This window comes from Allorhizobium borbori (assembly GCF_014196535.1).
Classification (GTDB): domain Bacteria; phylum Pseudomonadota; class Alphaproteobacteria; order Rhizobiales; family Rhizobiaceae; genus Ectorhizobium; species Ectorhizobium borbori.
Genome location: NZ_JACIDU010000015.1, coordinates 59828 through 76527, shown reverse-complemented (window position 1 = coordinate 76527; position 16700 = coordinate 59828). Strand labels below are relative to the sequence as shown.

Here is a 16700-nt window from a genome sequence, read left to right as displayed (position 1 = left end):
TCTTCGCATAGTGAATTAAGAAATAATTCCTATTTCGGAGGGTGACATGCCGCTAGACAAAGACGACACTGGCCTGAACGGACGGAAATCGGGCGCGCCTGGCGCCGCTGGGGCGGGCGTGACCCCGGTGCGCAATGCGTGCCGCCTGGTGCAAATGCTGGCAGGGGAGATGGTGACGATCGCCGGCGATCGTGCGCCGCTTCGCCGCAACCGCCGGCGCACGCTTTGCCATACGCGCCAGATCGCCATGTATGTGTGCCATGTCGCCTTGCAGATTCCGCAAGGCGATGTCGGCGCTGCCTTCGGCAAGGATCGCTCGACGGTGGGTTATGCCTGCGCCGTCGTGGAGGATCGCCGTGACGACGAGGCTTTTGACGCCTTCGTCGCGGCGATGGAGCGCATTGCCCGTGAGGTGGTTCTGGGCGAGGGGGCAAGCCATGGGTGAGGGCGGGCCCGCGGAATTCACGCCCGCCGAAGCGCGACGGCTGGCGCGGCTGCTTCGTTCCGCCGCTGGCGACGCCATCACGGCGAAAGACGGGGCGGAGCAAGCCTTGCTGGGCCGGGCGGTGGCCGTCGGGCTGGTCACCCGCTGCGGTGCGCGGTTGCAGGCCCGGCCGGAAGCCGCTTCTTTTCTGCGCCGGTTGTTCGTTGCGGATGGCGAAACGGAATTTCGCGCGCAGCATGGGGAGCGCGAAGCGGTGGTGCTGCCGGATACGGGCGTGAAGGTGATCCGCAATCTCGACGAATCACCCCTGTCGCATCTCGCCCGGTTGCGCAGCCGTGACGGAGCCGCCTTTCTGCCGGACGACGCGGTAGCCGCAGGCGAGCGATTGCATGCCGATTTCACCCGAGGGCAGATGCAGCCGCGTGTGACCGCCTCATGGGAACCGCGTCTGGCCAACCGGACGAAGGGCACCGCCGGCGGGCAGGCCGATCTGAACGACGCAGCGCTCGGCGCGCGTGCACGCTTTACCCGTGCCGTCGATGCCATGGGCCCGGAATTGTCCGGCGTGGCGCTGGATGTCTGCTGCTTTTACAAGGGGTTGGAAACGGTGGAACGGGAGCGGCAATGGCCGGCCCGATCCGCAAAGCTAATGCTGCGGGCCGCGCTGATGACGCTCTCCCGACACTACGCACCGCCGCCCGTCAGGTCGCGGATGCGGCATTGGGAAGCCGGTCGGGACCAGCCCGATCGCCAGGGTTATTAGGTCGCCAACCCTAGGCCGTGAGCGCCTTCGCACCCTCTTCACGGATGCGGTTGACCATCGAGCGCAGGCCGTTGGCGCGTTGCGCGGAAAGGTGTTCCACGAGGCCGATGCGCTTGAAGAGATCGAGCGCGTCCGTTTTGGCGACCTCCGAGGCGTGGAGACCGGAATAGGCGGTCAGCACGATGGCCACCAGACCGCGCACGATATGGGCGTCGGAATCGCCCCGGAACGTCATGACGGGATCGGGGCCTTCACCCTTTTCGGAAACGAGCCAGACCTGGCTGGCGCAGCCCTGAACCTTGTTTTCGGCGGTCTTTTCGCTGTCCGGCAGGTCCGGCACCTGTTTGCCGAGTTCGATCACGTAGCGGTAGCGGTCTTCCCATTCCTCGAGATAGCTGAAATCGTCGATGATCTGGTCAAGGGAAGACATGGAACCGGGCTCCGCCAAAGTATTGTCGCGCAAGGCCTTGTATGGCTTGCGCTCACGACATGCGACAAAACAAAACCTTAAAGCGCGCAAGGTGCTACGGGATCATCGCGACGCGCTTCAGGGTGACGCTCTCCTATAGAGCAATTCCAGCAAAAGTGCGAAGCGGTTTTGCGTCTGTGATGGCGCAAAAACAAACGGATATACCCCGGAAGAGAGGAATTGAACCTGTCTTCACGACGAAAAAAAGCGCTGCGAAGGGGGATCTCCTTGCAGCGCCAAGTTTTCAGGGCAGGCATATCGATGGCATCACGGACGCCACCGTTTCGCACACGCACTGTCCGGCAAGCCGGTGGCGCTGCAAAACTCGAAATTCAGTTGAATTTGATTGCCGCGGTCGCCGGGTTCAGCGAACGGGTTTGGCATGGGGAACGGGGACAACCGTGACCGCGCCTGTGGTGAGTGTGTCTTCCGCATGGGAATCAGTGGCTGCCGTCTCCTCTGGCGCCTGCTGATCCGCCAGATGACGGTCGATGATCTGATAGGCAACCTTGGCGCCCTCGCGGGCCCTATGCTGAAGGGCGATGAAGGTTTCGGACCCCTTTTCGCAAACCTCGGGTTTTTCCGTGCAGAGCGCACTAATGTAGCGGTAGGCCTCGCTGGCCGCGCCGAAGGCCTCGGACACTTCTATGCCCGGCTTGCCGTTCGCCTCGCCATCCGGCTGGCTGCTGAGGAACGACAGCGCGACAAGCGTGAGCGTCGTCCAGAAACTGCCTTTGATCAGGAACCACATGATCGTTCACCCTGCCTGTTTGTCCGGCTTTGGCTTGTTGTTTGTCCCGCCGCTGCTCTTTGGAAGCGTTCGGGCCGCCTTTCCGGTTTGTTGAGGAGAAGATAGCGGTGGGATGCGAATTCCCGATTGAGATAACGCACCGCTTTTGCCTCAAAACTGCGTAAAATTTGAATGATCGATCTTGAAGGCGCATTTGAGGCGTATTTTAGCGATTGGCATTAAGCATAATTGCGGCGGTGACCCGGGCTTTCAGGGGATTTTGCCACCACCCCGGCCCCAATCGTTAACAGATCGGTGAAAAGCGATATAAATCCGCTGCTTACCCCCTGTTAACCACGTTGGCCAAAGCCGCGTAAAAGGCCGTTTGTGTGGTATTCTGGTATTGTTGTCGGGGCCGTTCTTATTCTTTCCTTAAGCGCCCGGGGCCTATGTTCGAAGGGACGAAACAAGAACCGTTATTCACAGGTTTTGGTGTGCGCGTATTGAATGATATGGCCGACAAGGCAGCGCTGGTTCTGGCAGGGGCGATGGCCCCGCGTGCCGGCGAACGCGACATGGTGCCGGGCGAAATGCTTCGCCGGATGGCCTATGCGCGCGTGCTGTTGATGGCCTGCGCCTTCATTGCCATCGTCGCGCCGGTTCTTCTGGTGATGCCGCTGGGCATCGCCGTGGCGCTTCCTGCCGGCCTGACCCTTGCCTTTTGCGTCCTGCTTCTCGGTCTTACCGCCGGTCTCCTGCGCTTTGCAGGCGAAGACAAGGTGGAGAGGGATGAAGCGGTTGCCGAACCGCGCGATCCCTATGCGCTGTGCGCCGGTCTTGTGCTGCATCTCGACCCGCAGGGTGTGGCGCTTTCGCTGAGTGGCCGCGACCGGGGCGCCTTCACCCCCTATCTGAACGAGGCAATCGGCCGGTCGCTGGTCGAGCAGGTTCATGTGTCCGACCGGCTTGGCCTTGCCTCGGCGCTCGACCGCCTGCGCGAAGGCGAAGCGGTTGCGGCCGTCGAATTCCGTCTGGAACGGCGTGCCGGCCATGCCGCCGAACATCCCTATCTTCACGCGCGCGCCAGCCTGACCGCCGAAACTGGCGAGAACGGCGAACTGACCGGCATTTTCTGCCAGCTTGGCGATATCGGTGCGGAAATAGCGCTGCGCGACGCGGCAAGACTGGCGCAGTCCGATGCGGAAAACGCCAATGAGGCGAAGTCGCGCTTCCTCGCCGCTGTCAGCCATGAACTGCGCACGCCGCTCAATGCCATCCTTGGCTTCTCCGATATTCTGATCGGCGAATATTTCGGCAAGCTGGAAAACGACCGGCAGCGCGAATATGTGGCGCTCATCCGCCAGTCGGGTGGCCATCTTCTGTCGGTCGTCAACACCATGCTCGACATGTCGAAGATCGAGGCCGGCCGCTACGAGCTTATTCTCGACCACTTCATCGTCGCCGATGTCGTCAACGCCTGTGAGGCGATGCTTTCGCTGCAGGCCAGGGAAAAGGGTGTGACGCTGACGGCCCGCGTGCAGCGCGATCTTGGCGAAGCGGTGGCTGACCAGCGCGCCATCCAGCAGATCCTCATCAATCTCGTCGGCAATGCCATCAAGTTCACCGGCACGGGCGGTGTCGTTTCCATGGATGCGGTGGCGGAAGCCGGCTGGCTGAAGATCTCCATCAGCGATACCGGTATCGGCATCGCGCCGGACATGCTCGCCAATATCGGCCAGCCCTTCCTGCAGGCGCAAAGCGATCTTGCGCGCCGCTACGAAGGCACCGGCCTTGGCCTTTCCCTCGTCAAGGGGCTGGTTGCGCTGCATGGCGGCACCTTCGCCATCGAAAGCCGTCCCGGCGAGGGCACGATGGTCACGATCATGGTGCCGATGGATGGCTCGGGAATCTCCGAGCCGGATCTTGACGCTGAACACCAGCCTGTGGAATTCCCGCCCCGCCTGAAGAGCGGCCATGTACGCGCCGCAAAATCCTGGGACGATGACGTCTATGAAAACGCCAAAGCGCAAAGCGCCTGAGAAGAAGCCGGTCCGCCAGAGTACGGGCCCGGTTTTCGGCGTCGGGGCGGCGGCTCTCGGCGTGGTTGCCGCGCGTCCGGGGCTGACGGGTGGCGTTGTTGTTTTCACCATCATCTTCGGCATGATTTCCGCCAATGCCCTGTGGTATCAGCCGGGCGGCCATCCTTCGCCCCTGCTGCGCACCCGTGACGCCGGCGACCAGAATCTGCTGTTCGGCTTCCAGCGTAACGACGAGCCCGCAAACGTCACCACCTTCCGCATCGAACGCCCGGAACCGGCTGTCACCAACAGCACCGGCAATGCACCCAACGGTGTGGCGGATGTGGTGAAAAGCGCGACCTCCGATCTCGTGCGCGGCGTGCAGATGGAACTCGCCCGCCTCAACCATTATCAGGGTGTCGCTGACGGTCTGGCCGGTCCGCGCACCGCCGCCGCCATTCTCGCCTATCAGAAAGCCGCCGGCCTGCCCGAAACCGGCGAGGCCTCCGACACGCTGCTCGCTGCGCTGAAGGCGACGAAGGCGCCGGCGGCGCAACCGCCGCCCGTCGCGGTGACGGCCCCGCCGAAAACCGAGGAAAAGCCGGTGGCGGCAAAGCAGCCGGCGCCGAAGCCTGTAGCCGTTCCTCCCGCCCGTCCGACGGTCATGCCGGCGAAGGCCGCAGCGCTTGATCCGGTGGCGGAGGCCATCCGCAAGGCGGAGAAGATGACACCGCCTGCATCGATCCCGAACGTGACGACGCCGAATGTCGCAACGCCGGCGAAGTTGCAGGCCACATCATCGCAGGCCGATGCCGCCATGGTGATGAAGATCCAGCGCGGTCTTTCGAAGTTTGCCTATAGCCATGTGCCGGTGGACGGCGTGGCAGGGACCACCACGCGCGATGCGATCCGCAACTTCGAAAAGGCCTACCGTCTGCCCGAAACCGGAACGCCGAACGAGCGCGTGCTGAAAAAGCTCAAGGAAATCGGCGCGCTCTAACCCGCCGCTTCCGCCGGCGTGCAAAAACGGCTATCTCCCGGGATATGAGAGTCAAATCCGGTCTGTTCGTTTCCGCCCTTGTGCGCCGTGCCTTTGCGCTCGGCGGTTTTGCCGCCATCGAGAAAAGGGGGGCGGAGGAGGCGGGTGCGATCTTCGTGCGGGTGGTGGCGCGCGACGGGCGGGTCAGCCTTTACGCGCCCGCGCCGCAATCCATTGCCGTCGAGCAGGAAGAGGCGATGTCGGATGACCGGCTGTTCGAATGCCGGTTGAAGGATGCGGAGGCGGACGAGGCCGCCGCCTTTCTCGAACGTGAGAGGCGCTTCGATTCCGACCTGTGGATCGTCGATCTGGAACTGGATGCGATCGGCGACCTTCTGCCGCTTTCTACCGATTAGGCCCTTCGGCCGGGATTGCGACGCTCCACGGGCACAAGCCGTGGAGCCGTTTCCGGCTGCGCGTCCGGCTGGCGGGCATCGGTGAAAGTGTAGCGGTCGGCACGGCGCCAGACTTCCACCCGTTCGCCGCACTGGGCGGGGTCGAGTGCGGCGAGGAGCCTGTCGGCGCGGGTCTCCACACCGTCCTTTTCACCGAGATGCGGATAAAGCCGCTCCAGAATGAAGGCGCTGTCGGCCATGGTCATGCCGGTGCCGATCAGCGTGGTGGCAAGCTGCTTGCCGGAAATATCCAGCATGATGCGTTCGGCAAGCCAGCGGCTTGCGGACAGCGCATCGGCGAGCGCCGTGCAGAATTGGTTGGCGTCGCGCACGCGGGCAAAGCGGATGAGCAGCGCTTCCTGCAGCGTGGAGAGCGTGCGCAGACCGAGCCGGTCGTCCTCCGGCCGGTTGAGGTGGCGCACGAGATTGCGCAGGTCGGCGCGCAGGCGCTCCTCGTTCTCGCGGCGCAGATCTGCGGGGGTAACGGCGGCGGGCGGCGGCGGTGCGGATGTTTCCGGCAACGGCGCGCGCTTTTCGCCCGTGGGCTTGACGTGCCGCAGGGAGACCAGCGTATCGATGATGGTGGGCGACAGGTTTTCCCGGCGAACGATGGCGCGGGCATGGGCCTCGCCCTGGGTGCGGGCGATGAACATCAGCATTTCATCGGTGAGGCAGGGCGAGCCGATCAGAAACGGGGCGGCGACGCCGATGGGCTGGCTGGCGATGAACAGCGCGACCGGTTCGGGCACGTTGGGGTTCTGGGACAGGGCGGCGACGGCCTGCCGGCGCGCTTCCTCGGTGGAGGCGTCGAAAAGCGGGCGGAACAGTTCGGCGAACTGTCGCAATTCGGAACGGGAGGGATGGTCGAGGGTCTCGAAGTTGGTCACGGTTGCCATCAGCACCACGTCCTTCCTCCGCAAGGGCAGGGGGTTTTCAAGATCTCGGAAACGATCGGGCACGGAAACACCTGTCATGACGCAGCACCAGTTTGGGGCAGGATAGTTCGAATTTGTTAGCGCGGTGTTAACTATGAAGGTGTTTCTATGGCTTAACGCCGGAGCGATATGGCGTTATGTATATGACATTGGCCGGATTTGATGGCCTGGACGGCACCTCGAAAGAGTGGTCGTCGTGGCCGCCGGGCAGCCCGGAAGGCGGATTGATACTGAGTTGAATGCCTGAACGGCGTCATGGCGGGCAAAAGGCCCTTATCCGTTCTCGAAACGAGGATTGGAGACCGCATGGCTGAGATCGTTCATATGGCAGAAAGACGCGGGCGTGGTCCTGCGCCGCCCAGGGCAGGGACGCCCTGTGAAGCCAAAATCCTGTTTTTTACCGGCGTTCGCTACGAACGGCTCGATGATGGCGCCCCCGTCGCCAAAAGCCCTGCGGCGAAAAAGGGTCGCTCAAACCGCGCCGGCAAGCGCTGATACAGTTTCGATAACCGGCGCGATGTGATGATCGCGGCTCAACGCTGCGCGAACGGATCACAACGGGCGCTTTTGAGAAAGCCGAGCGCCTCCGGTTCCAGGCTTGCGTGCGGTGCGAGTGATCGCAGCACGGCATAGCCCTCGCTTCCTGTGGTTTCCACCAGAATAACCCGCCCCATCAGCCCCGGATCGGCCTTGCGCAAGCGCGCGGCCTGCGCCGGCGTGGCGAGGATCGCATCCAGCCGGCCGGTTTCGATGGACCGGTCGCTGAGGCTGAAGATTTCGTTTGCCCGCTTGTCGAACACAGCGAAAGACCAGAAGGCGGGATCGCCGGACGCGGTTACGATGCGGGGCGACGCCGTGAGATCGTAGGCGCAGACCGACGCCTGAACGAAGGGGTCATCGGGCACGAGAGGCTCCGCCGGGCCTTGCCTGTCCAGCAGATGAAAGCGGCCTGCGGGCCCCAGCGCCAGCACGCGCGAATAGGCATCACCGCCCGTGAACTGCGGCAACGCGAAGACGATGACGAGGTGCAGCAGAGCAGCCCCGATCAGCCCGGTCACGATGGCATGGATGAGCCTAGCCATGGGCGCATTCCAGCTTCGTCAGTTCCGGCATGGGAATATCGGAGACGCCTGTGCTGCTGGCGACCGGCGTATCGAAAAGCGTGAAGACCAGCACGAAGCGTTCGGAGGCCGGCAGGGCCAGCCAGTTGCCCGGCCGGGCGCGGGCCGACACGTCGATGGCAAAGGAACCGTCTATCTCGCGCAGGATCATTCGCGAGTTCAGGCCCTCCGGCCGGTCGGGGTTGGCGTTTGCCGGGCGGGTGTAGAGCGTCCAGAACCGGGCGGCCGGGGCAAGCCCGGTGAGCCGGTAGGTGCAGGCCGCATCGAGCGGAGCGTTGCTCGCATCGGTGCGGGCGGTGAAAGTCAGCCCTTCGGCGCTGGCATAAAGCAGGCGACCATCGCGGGCGCGGTGGGCGCGGGCGTAAGGGTCGGCCTTCACCGTCTGCGCCAGCGGAAAGGCTTCCCACGGGCCGATGCGGATTGCGGCAAGCCCGGTCGTCGCATCGAGCGCGGCGAGAACCGACCAGATGCCGCCGGCAAAGGCGATGACCAGCGTGATCGCGACCATGAACGGAGTTTTCAGCACGGCACGCTCCCCCTCATTGCGATGGCGCGCCCGAAGCGGGCAGCACAAGCGCGGGGGCGGCCTTGAGCCGGGCGGCGACATCGCGAAGCAGGACGGTCGCCTCGTGCGATAGCGAACGGGGCCGCTGCAGTGGCGGCAGCGCGTTGTCTTCGCCTGACTTCTTCTCGGTGCTGGCGGACGGGCGCGAACCCGTTGGCAACGGATTTTCGATGCCGGGAATGGCGCGAAGCTCAATGCCCTGATGGGCATAATCCATCAGCCGCTTGTAGGTCTGGGCCGGCAGCGAACCGCCGGTGATGTTGTTGGTGGAGGTGTAGTCGTCATTTCCGAACCAGACGGCGGCGGTGTAATTGCCGGTAAAGCCGATATACCAGGCGTCGCGATAGGCCTGTGTCGTGCCCGTCTTGCCGCCGGAAACGATGCCGTTGTCGAGCGCCGCGCGCCGCGCGGTGCCGTTGACGGGAATATTGACCAGCATGCGGTTCATGGACGACACAGCTTTTTCCGACAGGACACGCTCAGCGGGCGGTTCGTCGCGTTCGAAATCATAGAGCACATTGCCATCGTAATCGGCGATCTGCTGGATGCCGTGGCGGCGCGATTGCAGCCCGCCCGCCGGGAACACGGCATAGGCCGTCGCCTGATCGAGCACGGTGACTTCCGTCGTACCGAGCGGGATGGTCTTGTCGGTGCGAAGCGGGGTTTCCACGCCCATGGCCTTCGCCATTTCGACGATCCGGTCGGTGCCGAGTTCATCACGGGCAAGCTTCACGGGAATGGTGTTGATCGACTTGGCGATGGCCGTCATCAGCGTGACCTTGCCGGAATAGGAGCGGCCGTAGTTTTGTGGCGACCAGCCACGCCAGGTCACGGGACCATCGGTGATAACCGTTTCCGGTGTCATGCCCTTTTCCATGGCGGCGGCGTAGGTATAGACCTTGAAGGAGGAACCGGGCTGGCGAAGCGCACGGGTGGCGCGGTTGAACTGGCTTTCGCCATAATCGCGCCCGCCGACCATGGCCCGCACCGGCCCGCCATTCTCGATCAAGACGATGGCGCCCTGCGAGACTTTCGAGGCCGCACCGAACTCGCGCAACGTGCCCTCGACGGCCAGTTCCGCCGCGTGCTGAAGGCCGGTATCGAGCGTGGTGCGCACGACGAGCGTATGCTGCGGGAAGCGGTTGGCGATCCTGACCGTTTCATCGAAGGCCCAGTCGAGGAAAAAGTCGGGAGCTTCCACCGTGGCGCGATCGATGGGGGTGGCGGGATTGCGGCGGGCGGCAATGACCTGCCCCTCCGTCATCAGCCCGGATTGCACGAGGTTGGAGAGAACGACGTTGGCGCGGGCGCGCGCCGCCGGCAGGTTCACATGCGGGGCGTATTTGGCCGGCGCCTTGAAGAGGCCGGCCAGCATGGCCGATTCCGCAAGTGTCACATCCGTCAGCTTCTTGCCGAAATAGAACTGCGCCGCCGCCGCCGCGCCGAAAGTGCCGCCGCCCATATAGGCGCGGTCGAGATAGAGCGACAGGATTTCCTTCTTCGACAGGTTGGCCTCAAGCCACAGCGCCAGAAAGGCTTCCTTGATCTTGCGCTCCAGCGAGCGCTCGTTGGACAGGAACAGGTTTTTCGCAAGCTGCTGCGTGAGCGTGGAGCCGCCCTGCACGACGCCGCCCGCCTTGGCGTTTTCGCTCATGGCGCGGGCAAGGCCGACAAAATCGATGCCGAAATGGTCGAAGAAGCGGCGGTCTTCGGTGGCGAGCACAGCCTTGACGAAATGATCGGGCAACTCGTCCACGGGAATGGAATCTTCATGGATGATGCCGCGATGGCCGATGACGCTGCCATAACGGTCCAGAAAGGTGACGGCGAAATCGGCCCGGTTCTTCCAGTCGCCCGTGGTGGCGTCGAAGGCGGGCATGGCGAGCGCCAGAAGCACCACCGACCCGGCGGTGCCGAGCGTCATTGCCTCGCCGGCAAGTTCGAAAAGGAACTTCCTGAAGCCGCGAACACGGAAGCGGCGGAAGAAGATGGTCATGTCTTCCCAGATCTCGCCCGCGCGGAAGCCGAGGTTCCACAGCGTCGAATCCAGCCATGCATCCAGCTTGAGCAGCAGATGACGTCGGCGGCGCGTGCGATTTTCGGGGGCCTTCTTTTCGCTCACTGAATAAGAAAATCCTTGAAACCTGTGACGGTTTACCGCTTTTGACGACGACAACGCCAATTCGGCGGAAGATGATGGATATGTGCCGAAGAAACAAGCAGCCTTTTTGGTGAAGGCTGCAATATTCGACGGCCCGGAGTGCACGATGAACGAAGAACCATTCTGGAAGCTGAAGTCGCTGGACGAAATGAGCAATACCGAATGGGAAAGCCTGTGCGACGGCTGCGGCCTCTGTTGTCTCAACAAACTGGAGGACTGGGACACCGGCGAGGTGGCCTTTACCTCCGTGCGCTGTCGGCTGATGGACGGCGACACCTGTCGCTGCACCGATTATCCCAACCGGCAGGCGACCGTGCCGGACTGCATCCAGCTTTCGCCCGAGGAAGTGCGGGCCATCGCCTGGCTGCCGCCGACCTGCGCCTACCGCCTCGTGCGTGATGGTGAAGATCTTTACTGGTGGCATCCACTGGTTTCCGGCGATCCCGAAACCGTGCACAGCGCCGGCATTTCCGCCAAGGGCCGCACGGTGAGCGAGGAGGAGGTCGATGTGGACGACTTCGAGGATTATCTCGTGGAATGGCCGCTGACGGTGGGCAACAACCCATAAGGGCTTGTCAGGGCAAACGCCGGGCGGCACGCTTTTTCGCAGGCGTGCCGCCCGTTCCCTTCAGGGATATGTCTGTTCATCAGGCGACATAGGCCTCGTGGACCCAGCCGCTGGATAGCGGGCTGCCGTTTTCCTTCAGCACCGTGACGTAGAGCCAGCGGCCCTGTCGCTGTTCCGGCCGGAGCCGGGTGCCGGCGGGAAGCAGGGTCTGCGAGGCAAAATGCTGGCCGGGTCCGTTACGCAGGTTCAGCCCCTCGTCGACCGAGACGGTCAGGACGTTATCGGTATCCGCGCCGCGGGTGCCGCCGAACACCGCGATGCGGAACGCAGCCATGTCGAACGCCGGGCCGGGGTCCCATTTGCGCGTCGGTGCAATGTCGTCATGACCGACGATTTCGTCCACGCCATAGGTGCTGGCCAGCGCCCTGACCAACGCGGCGGCGGCATTGACCTGCGCTTCCGGATAGGGCTCCCAGCCAATATCGCCGCCGGCGCCGCTGGGATTGCCGTTCTTGTGTTCGGCCAGCACGGGATCGGCGATCGGGACGCCGCTGTGGCTTTTCCAGCCCGAAACGGTTTTGACCAGCGGCCCCCAATTGGCAAGCTCGATACCGAAGGAGTGATTATTGAGCCCTGACAGGTGCTTGCCGTGTCTGTTCCGCCATGAGGACTTGCCCGCATGCCAGGCCCGGTCCTCGAACGAAACGCACTGAATGATCGTGCCGTCACGATCGATGACGACATGGGCGGAGACGGGGCTTTCCACGTCTGCCCGCGTAAACCATTGGGCGCTGGATAAGGCGCTGCCGCCATAGGTGAAGTGAATGACGGCGATTTTCGGTTTTGTGCCGTCGAAGGCGGAAAAATTCGGGGACTTTACGAACCGGGCCAGGCTGCTGCCGACCCGGACAAGACCTTTTGAAATGCTGACGGACATGGTTGTGCGCTTTCGTTCGTGTTGGAGACATTGGCATCGAATTCAACTAAAAGATGCGTAAATATAAACGCACACTTAAAAGTAAATGTCGATGAGGTCTCTGCATGAACTGCGCGTGATTGTCGCAAGGCAGGCCCTTGACCTTCCCATGGTGGGAAGCCTTACATCAACCGTGAAGAGGATTGTTCCATGGCTGATGTGCTTGAAAATACCGCTCCGAAAAGCGGCCAGACCTTCACGCTTTCCGTCGAGGGTATGAGTTGCGCCTCCTGCGTACGGCGCGTCGAGCTTGCGGCGGGCAAGGTGGAAGGTGTTTCCGCACCTGTCGCCAATTTCGCCACGGGCCGGCTGACAGTGACGCCGGGGGCGGGCTTTGAAGCGGAAAAGCTGGCCGCGGCGGTGCGCAAGGCCGGGTATGACGTGCCGGAAGCCGGTTTCGATCTCGACATCGAGGACATGAGCTGCGCCTCCTGCGTTTCGCGGGTGGAAAAGGCCTTGCTGAAGGTGCCGACGGTGACGGGAGCAAGCGTGAACCTTGCCACCGGCAAGGCGCATGTGACGGCGCTGGGCGGCGAGGCGGCCTTGCCCGCAGCCCTTTCGGCGGTGAAGGCGGCAGGCTATGGCGCCCATGCCGTGAAGGCCGGTTCGACCGGCGGCGAAGACCGCCGCGCCGACGAAATGCGACTGCTGAAACGCGATGTGATCGTGGCGGCGGTGCTGACGCTGCCGCTCTTCGTGCTGGAAATGGGCGGGCATATCTGGCCGCCCTTCCACCATTGGCTGATGGACATCATCCCGACCCGGTCGCTCTATTATCTCTATTTCGTGCTGGCGACGGCGGTTCTGTTCGGACCGGGAAAGCGATTCTTCGTCAAGGGCTTCCAGACGCTGGCTCATGGCGCACCTGACATGAATGCGCTGGTGGCGCTGGGGTCCGGCGCGGCCTGGCTCTACTCCGTCGTCACGACCTTCTGGCCGGAGCTTCTGCCGGAGGGCGCGCGCTACGTCTATTATGAAGCGGCCACCGTGATCGTGACGCTGATCCTCACCGGACGGTTGCTGGAGGCCCGCGCCAAGGGGCAGGCGGGCGATGCCATTCGCAAGCTGGCGGCGATGCAGGTGAAGGACGCCCGCGTCGAGCGCGACGGTGTGGCCATCGACCTTCCGGTGGAAGACGTGGTGCCCGGCGATATCGTGGTGATCCGCCCCGGCGAACGCGTGCCGGTGGATGGCGAGGTGATCGATGGCACGTCCTATGTGGACGAGTCGATGATTTCCGGCGAGCCGCTGCCGGTGAAGAAAGCGGCGGGCGATGCGGTAACCGGCGGCACGGTAAACAGTGCGGGCGGCCTGCGGTTCAGGGTGACGCGCGTCGGCGCCGACACCATGCTGGCTGGCATTATCCGCATGGTGGAAGAGGCGCAGGGCTCGAAACTGCCGATCCAGGCACTGGTGGACCGCATCACGGCCCGTTTCGTGCCGGTGGTGATGGCGGTGGCGGCGTTGACGCTTGTCGCCTGGCTGGCCCTTGGGCCGGAGCCGGCGCTTGCCCATGCGCTCGTCAGCGCGGTGGCCGTGCTGATCATCGCCTGCCCCTGCGCCATGGGACTGGCAACGCCGGCGGCCATCATGGTGGCAACGGGCCGGGCGGCGGAGGCGGGTGTCCTGTTCCGTCGCGGCGAGGCCTTGCAGACCCTTTCCGACGCGACGCTGATCGTGCTGGACAAGACTGGCACGGTGACTGAAGGCCGGCCGGAGCTGACCGACCTGACGGTGGCCGAAGGGTTCGGCGCGGACGAGGTTCTGGCGCTGGCGGCGGCGGTGGAGGAACGGTCCGAGCATCCGGTGGGGGCGGCGATCGTCAAGGCCGCCAAGGCGAAAGGCCTGGTGCTGCCGGTGGTGGAGCGCTTCGATTCCGTGACCGGCTACGGCATTTCCGCCGAGGCCGCCGGGCGCAAAATCGAAATCGGCGCCGCGCGTTACATGGAAAAGCTGAATCTGTCTGTCAGCGCCTTCGCGGCGGAGGCCGAAAGGCTGGCGAGCGAGGGCAAGACGCCGCTTTATGTGGCGATCGACGGTGTGCTGGCGGCGGCTGTGGCCGTGGCTGACCCGGTGAAGCCGGGCAGCCGTGACGCGATTGCGGCTCTGAAGGCGCTCGGGCTTTCGGTGGCCATGGTGACGGGCGACAATGCCCGCACGGCGGACGCGATCGCCGGCCAGGTCGGTATCGACCGGGTGGTGGCCGATGTTCTGCCCGAGGGCAAGGTGAAGGCGATCCGCGCGTTTCGCGATGAGGGCGATGTAGTGGCCTTTGTCGGTGACGGCATCAACGACGCGCCGGCGCTGGCCGAGGCGACGGTGGGGCTTGCCATCGGCACCGGCACCGGGGTCGCCATTGAAAGCGCCGAAGTGGTGCTGGCAAGCGGTGACCTGATGGGGGCGGTGCATGCGGTGGAAATGAGCCGGGCGGCGCTTGGCAACATTCGCCAGAACCTGTTCTGGGCCTTCGGCTACAATGTCATCCTTATTCCCGTGGCGGCGGGCGCGCTCTGGCCCTTCTTCGGCATTTCGCTGTCGCCGATGATCGGTGCGGCGGCGATGGGGCTTTCCAGCGTTTTCGTGCTGGGCAATGCGCTGCGCCTGAAGCGGGTTAAGTTGACCGGACGACAGGAGGTGGGACGATGAATATCGGCGAGGCGGCTGAAGCCTCCGGTGTTTCAGCCAAGATGATCCGCTATTATGAGGAGATCGGGCTGATCCCGAAGGCCGAGCGCACTGCCAGCAATTACCGCACCTATGGCCCGGCTGCCGTGCATTCGCTGCGCTTCGTTCGCCGGGCCCGCGAACTGGGCTTTTCGCTGGAGGAGACGGCGACGCTTCTAAAGCTCTGGGCCGACAAGAGCCGCACCAGCGCCGCCGTGAAGCAGGTGGCGGCACAGCATGTGGCCGAACTGGAGCGCAAGATTGCCGGCCTTCAGGACATGCGCGCCACGCTGATCCACCTGATGCACTGCTGCGAGGGCAATGAACGACCCGATTGCCCCATTCTCAACGATCTGGCGGGTTCTGCGCCCGCCTGCCATTCCCACGACACATGAAAGGAAACCAACCATGACTGCGATTTTTACCGTGCCTGACATGACCTGCGGCCATTGCGAAAAGACCGTGCGCGCCGCGCTGGCGAAGGAACTGCCGGGTGCCGAAGTGGGCATCGACCTTGCCGCCCACCGGGTAACGGTCGAGGGGGACGGCGCGAAGGCCGAGGAAGCCATCCGCGAGGCCGGCTTCACGCCAGAGCCCGTCGCGGGCTGAGGGCTTGCATTTTGCATCCTCTCAATACATATGTAAAACAATATGTATTGAGAGGAGCTTGCTATGGCCAAGGACTACATTGAAATCACCAGAGAAATTTCGGCTGGCATGCGCGAAATGCGCAAGGACATGCCCGACGTGATGCAGGGCTTTTCCGCCCTGGCGGGCGCCGCCACCAAGGACAATGTTCTTTCCAAGAAGGTCAAGGAGTTCGTGGCGCTCGGCATCGGCATTTCCACGCGCTGCGACGGTTGCATCGGCTTTCACACCAAGGCGCTGATCGATCTGGGTGCGACAAGGCAAGAGTTCGAGGAAGTGCTGGCCATGGCCATCTACATGGGCGGTGGTCCTTCGGTGATGTATGCCGCCAATGCCATGCTGGCCTGGGAGCAATTCTCCGCCAAGGTGGAATGAATAGGAATAAATACACAAAAAGGAAAATAGTCATTGACACCGTGACGGTGCTTTGATAGGGTTTATGCATCGTCGGAGAGTTGCGCCTGAGGGCGCGGCACTGGCGGAAGAGTTTCAGGGTCCGGTTCGCCGGGCCTTTTCGTTTTGGGTTTCGAGGTCGTTTTCGCAGGGCGCGGAGGCGGCCTTTTTCTTTGGGATGCGCAGAATGGACGAGAGCGGATTTGCGCCGGGGTTGTTCGGTCTGTGGCCGGACCACCCGGCCTATGGCGTGCCGCAGCCGGAAGGGCAGGCTCTTTCACCGGAAATCAAGGCGGCGGGCCTGCCGGATGAGGGTGAATTGCGGCTCCTGCTCAACGACATGACGCTGGAAATGCGCGGCCAGTTCGACGCTTTCCGCACGTTGCGCGAGGCCTCCGCGCCGCTGATGGCGGGCGAGGCCGATGAAGCCGCCGGCAAGCTGGCCCGCGCCGACCTGAAAGCCGCTGCCGACGCCATGTCGCTGATCGTGCGGACATTGGAAAAGATCGACACGCTGCAACGCCAGATGGCCCGCGACCGCCAGCAAGCCGATGAACGCAATGCCGAACCGCAAGGTTACGATGACGCCAAACGCCATTTCCTCGACCTCATCGAACGGCGCGCGGAAGAGCGCGCGCGCCTTCTGTTCGCCGACTGGCTGCGCAACGGCGCTGGAACTGTTGCTGGGGCCGGGGGTGGCGCTGGCCCTGGGGAAGGTGAGAGCAGTTCGGGCTGAAGCTGTGGGGGAGGCCGGGAAAATTCCCGCTCTGCCCGCTGGTAGCGTTCCCGTCCGGCGGGAGAAGGAAGACC

General features: G+C 63.6%; 19 protein-coding genes. 12 read left to right on the top strand and 7 right to left on the bottom strand.

The window, feature by feature from the left end; all coding sequences use genetic code 11:
• Positions 1-46 precede the first annotated feature (46 nt).
• Together GGQ66_RS17135 and GGQ66_RS17130 are read left to right on the top strand one after the other, a co-directional pair.
• Positions 47-445 (top strand): helix-turn-helix domain-containing protein, encoded by a 399-nt coding sequence (locus GGQ66_RS17135; RefSeq protein ID WP_306414080.1) that lies wholly within the window; start codon positions 47-49, stop codon positions 443-445.
• The gene (locus GGQ66_RS17130; RefSeq protein ID WP_183793955.1) at positions 438-1208 is read left to right on the top strand and encodes a DUF6456 domain-containing protein; all 771 of its coding nucleotides are present in this window, start codon (positions 438-440) and stop codon (positions 1206-1208) included. Before GGQ66_RS17135 ends, GGQ66_RS17130 begins: the two co-directional genes overlap by 8 nt.
• 10 nt (positions 1209-1218) lie before the next feature.
• Here GGQ66_RS17130 and GGQ66_RS17125 read toward each other — a convergent pair whose 3' ends face one another.
• Both GGQ66_RS17125 and GGQ66_RS17120 read right to left on the bottom strand, forming a co-directional pair.
• Complete coding sequence (locus GGQ66_RS17125) at positions 1219-1638, bottom strand: SufE family protein (protein ID WP_183793954.1); 420 nt, start codon at positions 1636-1638, stop codon at positions 1219-1221.
• Between the two features lie 403 nt (positions 1639-2041).
• Positions 2042-2428 (bottom strand): DUF5330 domain-containing protein, encoded by a 387-nt coding sequence (locus GGQ66_RS17120; protein ID WP_183793953.1) that lies wholly within the window; start codon positions 2426-2428, stop codon positions 2042-2044.
• Positions 2429-2919: 491 nt separating this feature from the next.
• Here GGQ66_RS17120 and GGQ66_RS17115 point away from each other — a divergent pair, with 491 nt between their 5' ends.
• The 3 genes from GGQ66_RS17115 to GGQ66_RS17105 are packed head-to-tail and all read left to right on the top strand — an operon-like array spanning position 2920 to position 5820.
• Positions 2920-4446, top strand: a complete 1527-nt coding sequence (locus GGQ66_RS17115; RefSeq protein WP_237358970.1) for a sensor histidine kinase — start codon at positions 2920-2922, stop codon at positions 4444-4446.
• Positions 4418-5425: a peptidoglycan-binding domain-containing protein gene (locus GGQ66_RS17110; RefSeq protein ID WP_183793952.1), complete on the top strand. Its 1008-nt coding sequence runs from the start codon at positions 4418-4420 to the stop codon at positions 5423-5425. The genes GGQ66_RS17115 and GGQ66_RS17110 overlap by 29 nt, the downstream gene beginning before the upstream one ends.
• Positions 5426-5469: 44 nt before the next feature.
• Positions 5470-5820: a DUF1491 family protein gene (locus tag GGQ66_RS17105; RefSeq protein WP_183793951.1), complete on the top strand. Its 351-nt coding sequence runs from the start codon at positions 5470-5472 to the stop codon at positions 5818-5820.
• Here GGQ66_RS17105 and GGQ66_RS17100 read toward each other — a convergent pair.
• Positions 5817-6833, bottom strand: coding sequence for a DUF2336 domain-containing protein (locus GGQ66_RS17100; protein WP_210287309.1), 1017 nt, complete (start codon positions 6831-6833; stop codon positions 5817-5819). The genes GGQ66_RS17105 and GGQ66_RS17100 overlap by 4 nt on opposite strands.
• A 267-nt stretch (positions 6834-7100) precedes the next feature.
• Here GGQ66_RS17100 and GGQ66_RS17095 point away from each other — a divergent pair, with 267 nt between their 5' ends.
• A complete protein-coding gene (locus GGQ66_RS17095) occupies positions 7101-7289 on the top strand; it encodes a hypothetical protein (protein ID WP_183794024.1) in 189 nt (62 codons plus the stop codon).
• Positions 7290-7327: 38 nt separating this feature from the next.
• On the opposite strand, the gene GGQ66_RS17090 is transcribed toward GGQ66_RS17095, so the two are convergent.
• Genes GGQ66_RS17090 through GGQ66_RS17080 form a run of 3 tightly spaced genes read right to left on the bottom strand, consistent with a single transcriptional unit; the run spans position 7328 to position 10602 of the window.
• On the bottom strand, positions 7328-7876 hold the full coding sequence (locus GGQ66_RS17090) for a DUF1254 domain-containing protein (RefSeq protein WP_183793950.1): 549 nt from the start codon (positions 7874-7876) through the stop codon (positions 7328-7330).
• Positions 7869-8441, bottom strand: coding sequence for a DUF1214 domain-containing protein (locus GGQ66_RS17085; RefSeq protein WP_370686375.1), 573 nt, complete (start codon positions 8439-8441; stop codon positions 7869-7871). The genes GGQ66_RS17090 and GGQ66_RS17085 overlap by 8 nt, the downstream gene beginning before the upstream one ends.
• Before the next feature lie 13 nt (positions 8442-8454).
• Entirely contained in the window at positions 8455-10602 is a 2148-nt protein-coding gene (locus tag GGQ66_RS17080) for a transglycosylase domain-containing protein (RefSeq protein ID WP_370686374.1), read from the bottom strand.
• A 145-nt stretch (positions 10603-10747) separates the two neighbouring features.
• Between GGQ66_RS17080 and GGQ66_RS17075 the strand changes: the two genes are divergently transcribed.
• Positions 10748-11209 carry a YcgN family cysteine cluster protein gene (locus GGQ66_RS17075; RefSeq protein WP_183793948.1) on the top strand — a complete coding sequence of 154 codons (462 nt, stop codon included), beginning with the start codon at positions 10748-10750 and terminating at the stop codon, positions 11207-11209.
• Between the two features lie 79 nt (positions 11210-11288).
• On the opposite strand, the gene GGQ66_RS17070 is transcribed toward GGQ66_RS17075, so the two are convergent.
• Entirely contained in the window at positions 11289-12146 is an 858-nt protein-coding gene (locus GGQ66_RS17070; RefSeq protein ID WP_183793947.1) for an N-acetylmuramoyl-L-alanine amidase, read from the bottom strand.
• A 189-nt stretch (positions 12147-12335) separates the two neighbouring features.
• Here GGQ66_RS17070 and GGQ66_RS17065 point away from each other — a divergent pair, with 189 nt between their 5' ends.
• The 5 genes from GGQ66_RS17065 (at position 12336) to GGQ66_RS23115 (ending at position 16626) form a co-directional block, all read left to right on the top strand.
• Positions 12336-14831, top strand: a complete 2496-nt coding sequence (locus GGQ66_RS17065; RefSeq protein ID WP_183793946.1) for a heavy metal translocating P-type ATPase — start codon at positions 12336-12338, stop codon at positions 14829-14831.
• Positions 14828-15244, top strand: coding sequence for a Cu(I)-responsive transcriptional regulator (gene cueR, locus GGQ66_RS17060; protein WP_183793945.1), 417 nt, complete (start codon positions 14828-14830; stop codon positions 15242-15244). Before GGQ66_RS17065 ends, cueR begins: the two co-directional genes overlap by 4 nt.
• Positions 15245-15257: 13 nt before the next feature.
• On the top strand, positions 15258-15458 hold the full coding sequence (locus GGQ66_RS17055) for a heavy-metal-associated domain-containing protein (protein WP_183793944.1): 201 nt from the start codon (positions 15258-15260) through the stop codon (positions 15456-15458).
• Between the two features lie 63 nt (positions 15459-15521).
• On the top strand, positions 15522-15872 hold the full coding sequence (locus GGQ66_RS17050; RefSeq protein ID WP_183793943.1) for a carboxymuconolactone decarboxylase family protein: 351 nt from the start codon (positions 15522-15524) through the stop codon (positions 15870-15872).
• A 205-nt stretch (positions 15873-16077) separates the two neighbouring features.
• Positions 16078-16626, top strand: coding sequence for a hypothetical protein (locus GGQ66_RS23115; RefSeq protein WP_237358966.1), 549 nt, complete (start codon positions 16078-16080; stop codon positions 16624-16626).
• Positions 16627-16700 lie beyond the last annotated feature (74 nt).

Bases quoted from the DNA above. Each gene is read 5' to 3' on its own strand.
- GGQ66_RS17135 (WP_306414080.1), top strand. From the start codon at position 47: ATGCCGCTAGACAAAGACGACACTGGCCTGAACGGACGGAAATCGGGC.
- GGQ66_RS17130 (WP_183793955.1), top strand. From the start codon at position 438: ATGGGTGAGGGCGGGCCCGCGGAATTCACGCCCGCCGAAGCGCGACGG.
- GGQ66_RS17125 (WP_183793954.1), bottom strand. From the start codon at position 1,638: ATGTCTTCCCTTGACCAGATCATCGACGATTTCAGCTATCTCGAGGAA.
- GGQ66_RS17120 (WP_183793953.1), bottom strand. From the start codon at position 2,428: ATGTGGTTCCTGATCAAAGGCAGTTTCTGGACGACGCTCACGCTTGTC.
- GGQ66_RS17115 (WP_237358970.1), top strand. From the start codon at position 2,920: ATGGCCGACAAGGCAGCGCTGGTTCTGGCAGGGGCGATGGCCCCGCGT.
- GGQ66_RS17110 (WP_183793952.1), top strand. From the start codon at position 4,418: ATGAAAACGCCAAAGCGCAAAGCGCCTGAGAAGAAGCCGGTCCGCCAG.
- GGQ66_RS17105 (WP_183793951.1), top strand. From the start codon at position 5,470: ATGAGAGTCAAATCCGGTCTGTTCGTTTCCGCCCTTGTGCGCCGTGCC.
- GGQ66_RS17100 (WP_210287309.1), bottom strand. From the start codon at position 6,833: ATGACAGGTGTTTCCGTGCCCGATCGTTTCCGAGATCTTGAAAACCCC.
- GGQ66_RS17095 (WP_183794024.1), top strand. From the start codon at position 7,101: ATGGCTGAGATCGTTCATATGGCAGAAAGACGCGGGCGTGGTCCTGCG.
- GGQ66_RS17090 (WP_183793950.1), bottom strand. From the start codon at position 7,876: ATGGCTAGGCTCATCCATGCCATCGTGACCGGGCTGATCGGGGCTGCT.
- GGQ66_RS17075 (WP_183793948.1), top strand. From the start codon at position 10,748: ATGAACGAAGAACCATTCTGGAAGCTGAAGTCGCTGGACGAAATGAGC.
- GGQ66_RS17070 (WP_183793947.1), bottom strand. From the start codon at position 12,146: ATGTCCGTCAGCATTTCAAAAGGTCTTGTCCGGGTCGGCAGCAGCCTG.
- GGQ66_RS17065 (WP_183793946.1), top strand. From the start codon at position 12,336: ATGGCTGATGTGCTTGAAAATACCGCTCCGAAAAGCGGCCAGACCTTC.
- cueR (WP_183793945.1), top strand. From the start codon at position 14,828: ATGAATATCGGCGAGGCGGCTGAAGCCTCCGGTGTTTCAGCCAAGATG.
- GGQ66_RS17055 (WP_183793944.1), top strand. From the start codon at position 15,258: ATGACTGCGATTTTTACCGTGCCTGACATGACCTGCGGCCATTGCGAA.
- GGQ66_RS17050 (WP_183793943.1), top strand. From the start codon at position 15,522: ATGGCCAAGGACTACATTGAAATCACCAGAGAAATTTCGGCTGGCATG.
- GGQ66_RS23115 (WP_237358966.1), top strand. From the start codon at position 16,078: ATGGACGAGAGCGGATTTGCGCCGGGGTTGTTCGGTCTGTGGCCGGAC.